The 10,421-nt window shown below is 33.7% G+C and carries 10 protein-coding genes and 3 pseudogenes; 6 read left to right on the plus strand and 7 right to left on the minus strand.

Annotated elements, in window-relative coordinates; genetic code table 11:
- The 5 genes and pseudogenes from COL05_RS32225 to COL05_RS25090 form a co-directional block, all read left to right on the plus strand.
- A pseudogene (locus COL05_RS32225) lies at positions 1 to 549 on the plus strand (hypothetical protein); the annotation flags it as partial.
- A 909-nt stretch (positions 550 to 1,458) separates the two neighbouring features.
- Positions 1,459 to 2,010 (plus strand): exosporium leader peptide-containing protein, encoded by a 552-nt coding sequence (locus COL05_RS31080; protein ID WP_142337655.1) that lies wholly within the window; start codon positions 1,459 to 1,461, stop codon positions 2,008 to 2,010.
- A pseudogene (locus tag COL05_RS25080) lies at positions 2,011 to 2,256 on the plus strand (tyrosine-type recombinase/integrase); the annotation flags it as partial.
- A 38-nt stretch (positions 2,257 to 2,294) separates the two neighbouring features.
- Positions 2,295 to 2,546 (plus strand): annotated as a pseudogene (locus COL05_RS25085) (hypothetical protein); the annotation flags it as partial.
- A 138-nt stretch (positions 2,547 to 2,684) separates the two neighbouring features.
- A complete protein-coding gene (locus COL05_RS25090; protein ID WP_098670559.1) occupies positions 2,685 to 2,795 on the plus strand; it encodes a YjcZ family sporulation protein in 111 nt (36 codons plus the stop codon).
- 74 nt (positions 2,796 to 2,869) lie between these two features.
- Here the strand turns inward: COL05_RS25090 and COL05_RS25095 are convergent, their stop codons facing one another.
- The 5 genes from COL05_RS25095 to COL05_RS25125 all read right to left on the minus strand — a co-directional run bounded on the left by COL05_RS25095 (position 2,870) and on the right by COL05_RS25125 (position 7,888).
- Positions 2,870 to 3,052, minus strand: coding sequence for a hypothetical protein (locus COL05_RS25095; RefSeq protein WP_098670560.1), 183 nt, complete (start codon positions 3,050 to 3,052; stop codon positions 2,870 to 2,872).
- 623 nt (positions 3,053 to 3,675) lie between these two features.
- Positions 3,676 to 4,743 carry a phosphotransferase gene (locus COL05_RS25110; RefSeq protein WP_098670564.1) on the minus strand — a complete coding sequence of 356 codons (1,068 nt, stop codon included), beginning with the start codon at positions 4,741 to 4,743 and terminating at the stop codon, positions 3,676 to 3,678.
- Positions 4,740 to 5,915, minus strand: a complete 1,176-nt coding sequence (locus COL05_RS25115) for a carboxylate--amine ligase (RefSeq protein WP_098670561.1) — start codon at positions 5,913 to 5,915, stop codon at positions 4,740 to 4,742. Before COL05_RS25115 ends, COL05_RS25110 begins: the two co-directional genes overlap by 4 nt.
- Positions 5,916 to 5,930: 15 nt before the next feature.
- Positions 5,931 to 7,235 carry a glycosyltransferase family 4 protein gene (locus COL05_RS25120; RefSeq protein ID WP_098670562.1) on the minus strand — a complete coding sequence of 435 codons (1,305 nt, stop codon included), beginning with the start codon at positions 7,233 to 7,235 and terminating at the stop codon, positions 5,931 to 5,933.
- Positions 7,232 to 7,888: a PIG-L deacetylase family protein gene (locus COL05_RS25125; RefSeq protein ID WP_098670563.1), complete on the minus strand. Its 657-nt coding sequence runs from the start codon at positions 7,886 to 7,888 to the stop codon at positions 7,232 to 7,234. Before COL05_RS25125 ends, COL05_RS25120 begins: the two co-directional genes overlap by 4 nt.
- Before the next feature lie 467 nt (positions 7,889 to 8,355).
- On the opposite strand from COL05_RS25125, the gene COL05_RS31530 reads away from it, so the two are divergent.
- Complete coding sequence (locus COL05_RS31530; protein ID WP_180233481.1) at positions 8,356 to 8,514, plus strand: hypothetical protein; 159 nt, start codon at positions 8,356 to 8,358, stop codon at positions 8,512 to 8,514.
- A 452-nt stretch (positions 8,515 to 8,966) separates the two neighbouring features.
- Here COL05_RS31530 and COL05_RS25130 read toward each other — a convergent pair whose 3' ends face one another.
- Together COL05_RS25130 and COL05_RS25135 are read right to left on the minus strand one after the other, a co-directional pair.
- On the minus strand, positions 8,967 to 9,518 hold the full coding sequence (locus COL05_RS25130) for a serine/threonine-protein kinase (RefSeq protein ID WP_063224320.1): 552 nt from the start codon (positions 9,516 to 9,518) through the stop codon (positions 8,967 to 8,969).
- A 777-nt stretch (positions 9,519 to 10,295) separates the two neighbouring features.
- Positions 10,296 to 10,421, minus strand: a 126-nt coding sequence (locus COL05_RS25135; RefSeq protein WP_142337656.1) for a zinc ribbon domain-containing protein, incomplete at its 5' end; no start/stop codon positions are given.

The following is a 10,421-nucleotide window of genomic DNA, read 5'->3' on the forward strand; positions in this document are numbered from 1 at the left end:
CCTACTGGAATCACTGGACCTACCGGAATCACTGGACCTACTGGACATACTGGGCGTATTGGACGTACTGGACGTACTGGACGTACTGGACCCACCGGAATCACTGGACCTACTGGACCGGGAGCTATAGAATCTGCATTCAGGGCAAATATAGGAGCTGAAGAACAATTTACTGTTGCTTTTACCTCTCAAACTGTAAATTTCACAACTGAACTCTTTGATTTTAATAATGAATATGATGGTATAAATACTTTTACAGCCAAACAGGAAGGTGTATACCAAATTAATGCAAATTTGACATTTGAACCTGTACTCGCTCAGCCTTTTGTGGGAATATTAGATTTATTCGTAAATGACACTTCCGTTTATCGAGATATAAAAGACGATGTTACTAGTTTCAGCGTATCCACTATCTACGGATTACATCCAGGTGATACCGTAAAAGTAGTATTTCTTGCTACTATAAAAGGTAGAATCTTAGCTTTACCGACTCCATCAATGCTTAGTTTTTCGGCAGCAAGATTCCCACTTACAAGTCCTATACCTTAAGTTCTTACCATTTTCTATTACCACAATGATGAATAAAAGGGGATTTCTAACAAAATAATTTATATAAACAAAAATTCCCTTTCTATATTTTAGAAAGCCTCTTCAAAATTTTTAAATACATTTAGCATTGAACTACCCCCACTTTCACTTCGTTAAGAATTCAAATTTTATTGAGCTTTCATCCAAACGCACAATGCTTTGTAGTTTTTCAGCTCCTTCACCACAAGTCTTCGCAACTCCCTTTCAACGATGTCTTTAAAAAATGACAACTGATTCATACGATACGGTTCCCCATCTGTTCGATCTTCTTCCTTGAATAGTTACAGCTTATCTTGGCCATACTGTATTTGCATCTAGATTATCATCTTGAAACCAAGCAGTTAGCTTTTGCTAGCTGCTTTTTTTACAAATATTAATTAATTAATCCAATCATATTTCAGAAAAATTTCGTATGATATGGTGTATTCCTTTCTATTGAGTGAATGATCTCGCCACGAGAGCACTTTATTAAGTGCTCTTTTCGTGTTTCAAATACATAAAAAATAAAATTATTATTAAAACGGTAATTCTTTATTTCTCAATATAAAGAGTAATCATGTAATATATGAGCGAAGGGTAAGGTAAGATTTTGTCGTACACACCATGAAAGGGGGATATTAACGTAAGAACGTAGCGGGTAAATTAATCGGTTTACTGCCATTTGAAGCGATTTCCAGCACATGATATTTGTACGGCCGTCCCTATAAAAGGAACGGTCTTATTTTATCTTCGTTTTCCCCTTTTCGATTAAAATAACGCTTTTGTTAAGCTTTTTTAGCCATCTTCTTTCTTACTAAACAAAAATATGATCATATTTTATTTATATTGCGCATCTATTAAATACGATAAGAACTATTTGGAGGTGAACATATGTCAAAGAAGGATGAACTAAATTCACCGGGAATTTTACAGAGCGCCGCAGAAGATCCTATTTTAATTGGTCCCAAGTTACCTACTATTCCACCATTTACGCTCCCTACAGGACAGACTGGTTCAACCGGAGTAACTAAACCGACTGGCATCGTTTCAGTTATATTTAGGCAAATTAGCACTCCTGCACCTGCCTCGATTAACCTCACATTACCGGCTATTAATGTAGAAGTTAATCAAATAGTAAAGTTAGAAGGGGGTTTCAGATGTGACTATGTTTCTAACCCCAGTCTTACAGAATTTAGTGTATCTTCAGTTCTTAATTTAGTGAGAGATGTCACCATTATTGCGATTCAGGTAGAAGCTCAAACCAATATTCAGAAACCGGCAAATACTCAAGCCCATTTAACCCACAATGTTTCAGTAATCTGGGTAGATATCCCTCCACCTGGGACTTATGTATACTGTCTGAATATGTCTGCCTCGGGAGTTAATATATCAACTAGCACTATTATGGATAGAAACTTAACTGCTACAGTAATTAGTATTTAAAGTTTAATTACAATAGATGCTCTCCATCGTTTTTTAAAGGACCACTACAACAAAGCTGGTTTCCCTCGAATTTGTTTTCATGATTTACGTCATACACATGCAACACTCATGCTTCAGGCTGGAGAGCATCCTAAAATCGTTCAAGATCGATTAGGTCATTCTTCTATCCAAATGACTTTAGACAAGTGCAGTCATATCACACAAAACATGCAACAACAAGCCGCAGAAAACTTTGAAAATGTAATTTTAATTGTGGAGCACAGGCCCCTAGTACACTACCTGCCATCGGTTTTGCTTTCAATACTACTTCACCTCAATTCGCAACATTATTCACGCCACTACTATTGCCTAATATGGACCCAAACCCTAATATCACTGTCCCTGTAAAAAATGATACAATCAGTACTGGAACTGATATCAGAATTCAAGTAGCCGGTATTTATCAAATCAGTTATACCTTAACAATCAGCCTCGATAACGTTCCAGTATCACCAGGAGCAGTTCGGTCTAGTATCATCGGCACTGGTCAAGTCGAAGCAAGACACCTCAAGGTGTCTTTTCTTTATTTTCAAAAGGACCTGCTCAATTACTGTGTAAAAACATAAAATAATTTGAATCCATTAAAATACATGAGTGTATTCTTGTTTTCCCCTCTAATTAAAGGAGGAACTATTATGGGATTTGGTGGTAGTTGTGGCGGAGGCTGTGGTTTTGCTGGAGGATTTTCTTTATTAGTTGTATTGTTTATTTTATTAATCATAGTCGGCGCTACTTGCTTCTGCTAAAAAACTATTGGAAAAGACACTCTTATATGGGTGTCTTTTCTTTATGTGTATTATTTATTATCCGATTCATCAGTTTAATTATAAACATATTTGGCTTCTCCAAAAAGATCACCAGTATCCCATTCGCAATCATAATGGGCACATCCTAAAGGATCGCCTTCATCTCGACCTCTTGAAGGTTTACCGTTATCTATATCTGGATGTTCTTTTTTAATGTATGTATCCAATTTAATAGTTATTGCACTGAGTTTTTTCATTTTTCATTTTTCTTTTAATCGCATTAGTTATTGATTTTAATTGAGGAGTATTAACCTTTATTTCAATTATTTTCATAAATGCTTCTTGAAATTCATGGACCCCATCAATGATGATACTTCCTAAATCAGTCTTTAATGTTGACTAATGTGCTGTATCGGAGTCTAAGCCACTTATAGGGAGTGAATTAGTTGTGCATGATTAATTATTACTAATTGGATAAACATGAGGTTTAATATAAATAATTGGATCATTCACTTTATATTTACTATTTCTATTAAAATACAAACTTACTATCATTTATCTTATCTACGGATACGAATCGATTAATAAACTAAATGCACCTAAAAAATTTCCCTTTGCAATATGAGCCATCGAAAAAAATTACCATCGGAAAAGATTCCCTACGGTAATTTTTTAATTTTTTATAAGGGATTAGAGCTCTATAGCCCATTATCATTTCAAATTCATCCTATTATAAACATCTTTTTCCAAATCTATAGATGTGCCTCCTGCCAAATCCAAATTGCAGTTCTATATTTAATATATTTATTTCACTCTTCCTTTATTGCAATCAGCAGTATCACATCCTAACTCTTCTAATGATACAAGGGAGATTTATCGTCTATAAACCAAATTCTTCTCCCCAAATTGAAACTTTTTCAAGATGATATGTTAATAATTCGCAATCAGAACGGTTATTGAATATTCTTCGTAACTGAGTATGCAGCCCCTTTTCTAATGTTCTCTGTAAATACGCCATTTTATATAGATCAATTGGAGCTGTTTTAAATTCAATCCCATACTTCTGCATTTGCTTTGTATATAAATTCACACAATGTGTGCGAATCTCTTCTGCATTGCTCTGCCAATCTTTTCTAAAGCCTAATAATATTTCGACTAAAACAACCATATCAAACCAGACGGGTCCGTATTTAATAGACTCCCAATCGATAAACTGAATATTCCATGGAGCATCTAGTGCCACATTATTACTACATATATTTTGCATATGAAGGTCTCCATGTGTTATAGATGAACCGTTTTCAAATAGTTCTGGAAAAAAATCCGGTCCCTTCTGAAGCAGTTCTATTAGCGATTGATGATAGGGTTTAATGGTCTCCCTTAACCTATCGTCTTTCACTGCGTCATCAAGAAAAGTAATCGTTCTTCCAATGTATTTAGATCGACCACTTCTCATTTTGCTTGATTCATAAATGGGGAGCCATTCATTCCAAGTATTTTTATATTTTTTCAAATTGTCTTCAAATGTGTATGCGTGAAGTTTGGCAACAGTGGGGATAATATGCTCTAAATGTTTTGGGGAGAAAGTAATCTGGCCGCGTACTTGCTGGACAAACTCCATGAATACCCAGGTTTCAGTTCCTTTTTTTTCAATATAATATATTTGAGGAAGAAACTCTTTTAATATAGGATACGCTTTTTTATATACTTGAATCTCTACTTCATTTCTATAACTTGTTGTATTATATACTTTTAAAATAATGGGATAGTTTTTCATTTTTTTTCGAAGAAATAATTTGTAGATACTAGTTCTTGCTGTTGATTTCAGGCATTCAATGTTAGTAGAATCTATTGATACTCTTTGACCCATTGAATAAGAGATTTTATCTGAAATTCTAAACTTCTTTAAATAATAGGCTAATTCCGTCACTTCATACAATGATTTCATTCCTTTCCTTTTCGTTTCCATGCATTCCTCAAATGAGACCATGCGCTTCTAATAAATGGCATCGGATCATCCCATGCAAAAAGAGCGAACTCTTTTTTTCCTCGCAAGCCTTCATAAAAATCTTTCCATGTCATTTCAGCTCTTTTTTTCTTGTCACGGAACGTTAAATAATACCGCACAAGATAAATCCATTTGATACCATCTCTTTGTTTAAGTCTTGGTGCTGGGTTTTGCTTGGTTAAATATAAATAATACATATAAACAAAATCAATGCCTGCAGGTTCTGTTAAGCTATGAGTTAACCAAAAACGGGGGTTGATTTCAATAAACTTATAAACATCATCTCGTGGGTCCTTTTTAAACTCTGCCATGCCAATACCTTTAAGTTGTATTTCTTTAAAAAGAGGTAAACATACATCCACTAGTTCTGGAATCTGTTTACTAACAATATGAGCTCCTGTTCCAAAGTCAGCTGGAAATTGATGGTTCTTTTGCAAGGAAAATAATGCTAATAACTCCATATTGTCGTCATAAAAAGTAGCCACTTTATAAAAATGCTGATTGTCTCCAGGAATGATTTCTTGAGCCATGAGCTTTCCATGCTGTCGGTATAATTCATACTCATTTCTTAGTTGATCTGGATTTTTTATAAATATAGCCTTTTTATTTATTTTTTTTCGAAACTTATGCCCCAAGGTCGGCTTTAATATACATGGAAAACTGAGATTCAATATTGCTTCTTCTAGCTGTTCTTTATGTTCAATTACATATGTTTTCGGACATGGAATATTATGCTTCACAGCCAGTTCATACATTTTATGTTTATCTAGTATTGTTTCAATTAATGAATGCTCAGGAAACAAAAATAAATAGTAGTTAGACAGCTCCGCTCGATATTTTGAAATAAATACCACATAATCATCCGCACCTGTATACAAAACTGGTTTCAATTTTAATTCTTTAGCCAAGTGGATTAAAAAAGTTAATAATTCTTTTTCTTCCGATAAAGGACTTGGACATACTCCACATGAAGCAAGACGTGATCTCCCTATCTTATAAGGTCCCTCTACATCAAAGGCATAAACTTTAATTCCTTTTCTCGCTAAACTTCTAATAATTCCAACTCCATTGGCACTTAAGTCCAGTACAACTGCACTGTGTTCATGATACATAGAATCCTTCCTCACTTAAATATCTTTGTAGATTTTTTCGATATGAGCTACCATTGTTTCTCTAGTTAAATATTTTTTAGCGAAGTTTCTTGCATTTTCACCTAACTGCTCCCGATCTTTCTGGTTTTCAATAACAAACTTTAATGCGTTTTTTAGTTTATTTACATCTCCTACATCTACTAGAATACCTGTCTTCTCGTGATGTACTAATTCAGGTATTCCTCCCGATGTTGTCGAAATGACACAAGCTCCACTATGCATGGCCTCAATAATAGAAATAGGCAGACTATCATTTAGAGTTGGAAGTACAAAAATATCGGTTTTACTTAAAATGTTTGGTACATCATCTCTTTCCCCTAAAAACTCCACCATGGTAAGATTCAAAGAAGCAACTTGCTTTTCTAACGCATCTCTCATCTCGCCATCTCCGACAATAAGCACCTTAATGTTTTCAGTATATTTCCTTTCCATCTGTGATAGTGCATCAAATAATACCTTATGACCTTTTCTTGGTCCTAATCTCGCCACACATGTAATAACGATTTTATTCTGTGCCAATGAATTTTTCACATCATACTTCTCAGGATAATCAATACCCGTAAGCACAGTTGTCATTTTCTCTTGCTTTGCCCCCAGTTGCATTAATGGTTGACGAAATGAATCACTGAGAATAATAAGCTGATTGGCAAATTCAATAGCTTTACTTTCTATTGTTTTATAATAGGCTTCTTCTAGTGAATCTTTTTCAAATATACCAAATTTCACCCGGTTAAAAGTAAACATCCCATGGGGTGTAAATAGCAAAGGTTTCTTATACAGTCGATTGATTTTTCCCAATATATTGGCTGTAAACAAATCTTGCGCATGAAAAACATCATATTTTTTTAAGTTGATTTTTTTAAGCAGCATCATTTCGTAGATATACATATGTCTACAATTTCTCACAATCGTGGTATTATAGCTTCCATAACGTGCATAAAAGAAATTTCTCAATTCTGGAACAACCTTTTTACGCAGGGTTCTTACTTCGCTCGGAAGAAATTGATTAGGAGATATAATATCGACTTTATGACCCAATTTTTTTAAACCTTCACTAAGTGCTGTAATATAATTAGATAACCCACCCGTATGAGGATAGTCCCAAAACGTAGCAATTAATATAGAAAGTCTTCTTTTCTTTGAAGTCACCTTTGGCTTTACATCTACATATCGTTCTCTCGTTGCATTTTTCTTTTTGGATGATGAAGATGAAGGCATTCCATAATATTTATCCATCGCTTCAATTAAATAGGAATACGGAAACATACTTTCCTTTCTCATTGCCAGATCCTCCTTATCACTTCGAACGCTTCAGCGTATGGTACGCCTATCGTCATGCCCCTAACCCTTCCTAAATGCTGAACACCTTCATACGAACGAGGATGAGGAAAATCTCTCATTTCTACATCATAATGTTTGAGCGCCGCAATCTTTGAATCCATTTGATCTGTAATATTAACAAAATAATTAGGTTTGAAAACTTTATCATTTGTATAGACATTCCACTCACTAGAGGAAACTGTTTCAAACGTAATTAATTCTATCGGATCTCGTTTAGGTAGAGGTCTCGTTGCGGTCAAAACCGCTTGAAAGGTAATTAGATGATCAATGTTGACATCTCCATAATGGTGAGTGAAAATTTTACTTGGTTTATATTTCTGTATTAATTGTTCTATTTCTTTCGTTAATTGATGCAACGGAATTAATTCCAATTCTAAATTAGCATGATCGAGGAATATCACTTCTTCAATACCAATTTCTTTATTTGCATGCCTGCCTAGTTGATGTATTCGATCCGCTTCCTCCCTTCTTCCTGAAGCAATAATTATTGAAATAACCCGATGCCCATTTTCCACTAATCTTTTTAAAGTCCCTCCAGATCCTAATAACTCATCATCGGGGTGAGCACCAATAACTAAAACACACTCTCTCATAACAATTATCCCTCCCTATACGACCTAATGTATGAATGATGCTACAAAAAGAAACTGGCATTAGCGGAAATACTTCTCCATTGTTTTCCATCCTTTCATACCCTTTCCATTATTTCTCCACCCTAACTTCTTTACTTCCCCAACAATTTTATGATATAAGGGGTACTACCCGATGCCCATCAAGCTAACCGAGTAAATTACTAGATATGAAACGATCCTTGTATTAAAACTAGCAATTGATAGAAAAGTAGGCATGCTAAAGAAGCCTATTAAAACGTTATTCTTTCGCTAGGAAGCTTGTCTATGCTTCACCGTCGTTTTATACACAATCCCTAGAATATCAAAGACGGTCATCTTCTTATAACGATGACATTTAATTTACGTAAAATTCGCTCAACTATTCGGGATATACCAAATGAATTTTGTAAATAATAAGATTGTTAAACGAGAAATTGAGGAGGACTTGTATGCTAAATCATAACAAAGCTAAAGAAAATTCGGGTTCTATTTTGAAACCTGATTTTGTTGGAACTGATGCAAACAAAGTAAAAAAAGAAATTCAAAAAGATGTAAGTGAAGGACAAGGGGCAATGACTTCCCGAGAGGCAGGGGCAATGCGAGATTAAGAAAACACCTTGAGTGGTTTTGTTATTCTTCTGCTTCAAAATTTCAATTTGTAATTAAGTTTAAGACAAAAAGGAATTTCCTTTATTGAAAATTTTTATTTATTTTTTATAACATAAAAAAGGAATTGAGTGGTTCAGACTCAATTCCTTTAGTGAAGCATTTTGTAAACGAATATATTTGTAAGAGAATCCGGCTTTGTGTAGGATTCTTTTACTTTGCTTGCAACATGAAATATAGAACCTTATATGCCATTTTTCTTATTTTTGGGGTGTTTACCTTTATTAGCTTGATGACGATGGGGATCCTGCCCGCAAAAAGAGAGAGAAAATAATCTTGTATTAAGATTTACATGTATATTTATTTATTTTTATAATGAATTTTAGAAGGGAATAATTAAGAAGCCAAATGAAAGTTTTAATATAAAAACGTTATACACAAGATAATTTGTTTTTTATCGATGTTCCACCCATCTATTATAAACAGAAGAACGTATATTTTTCACATAGTTTAGAAAATCTTGTGATAGTCCAAATTTCTTAAACCCTTTTAACAACTTCGTAGGAACCTCACTATTTGAAGTAAAAGCTCTTTTATGATCAATGACTTTTAACTGACCTTCTTCATTTATTAACACATGTCTTACTTCCGTGTCCCACCTAGTAAATCCAATCCTTTTTAATTCATCTAACATTATTAATATCCTTTCAGTTAGTTCTTCTGTAATTTGTTTTTCTTTTTTTAAGTGACGTGCAAGTGAAATTCCTTGTATATATTCCATGATAATATAATTTTCTCCATATCCATAAAGTCTTGGAATAATAGGTGATGATTGCCCAATTACTAGAGCTCTCAACTCTTTTTTTTGAGTTTCTTCCAGGAAAAATATTTTTACGCATTTATCATGGCTTAATTGGTATACTTCTCCATCTTTTCCGTCTCCAATGAGCTTATATTCCACTAAATCTTTTCTACTTATTGTTCTTTTATTAAAGTATTTGTTCATTTTTTATCTCCTTAATAAGTATTTCTTGATTTTGCAGTAGTCTCATCACACATTCTATGATTCATCACTTCCATATGTAACCTAGACCAGTATGTATTTTTAATTGAATAACTATTTCTGTCATTTTTTTGTATCAGGATTTTTAACAACAATTTCATATCAAGATGTTACTTTCTCTTTAAAGATAATATTTTGCTTTTGATTTCAGACCACTAGGATCTCTTTATATTTTTTAAATTTTATCTAAACCCATTCGCCAACCTCATGTTTCGAAAAACTATAATTATTACCTTTCTGTATAATGTGAACTCATCACTTTCACTATGATTAGTTATAAGGTGTAATCTCAATCAATATTCATTTATTTAAATACTACGAATTATAAGTTTCAAATATATTGCTCACTCATTGGAAACGTACATATAATAATCATAGTCACCTCAGTATTAGTTGTTGAGTGCCTTTTAAAGTACTCTTTATTTTTCAAAGGTATTGAACATTTTCATAAAACAAACATATAATATTCTATCACGTTTATAGACTTCCTTTTTCAAGAGTACATATTAAATATGCACTCTTTTTCTTTTGTTATTGGGACAAAGCTATTCCATGCATTTATTAGCTAAAAAAATCCTTCTTTGAATGATTAACTGTAAAATTCCCCATTCGCATAACTCTAAAATTGGAGATTGTACTATGATATTGAACTACCCCCACTTTCACTTCGTTTAGAAGTGGAGGATTCCTAAGTAAAGAGTTCTATCGAACTCTAATTGATTAGGCTAACCCCGCAGTCCTTGCGGTTAGAAGCCTTATTGCTTCATTCTTTAGATTGATACTTGCGTTAATATCCCGATCATGGTGTGTACGACAAGAAGGACACTCCCATTTACGTAGGTTTAG

This window comes from Bacillus sp. AFS059628 (genome assembly GCF_002571225.1).
In the GTDB taxonomy this organism is placed as follows: domain Bacteria; phylum Bacillota; class Bacilli; order Bacillales; family Bacillaceae_G; genus Bacillus_A.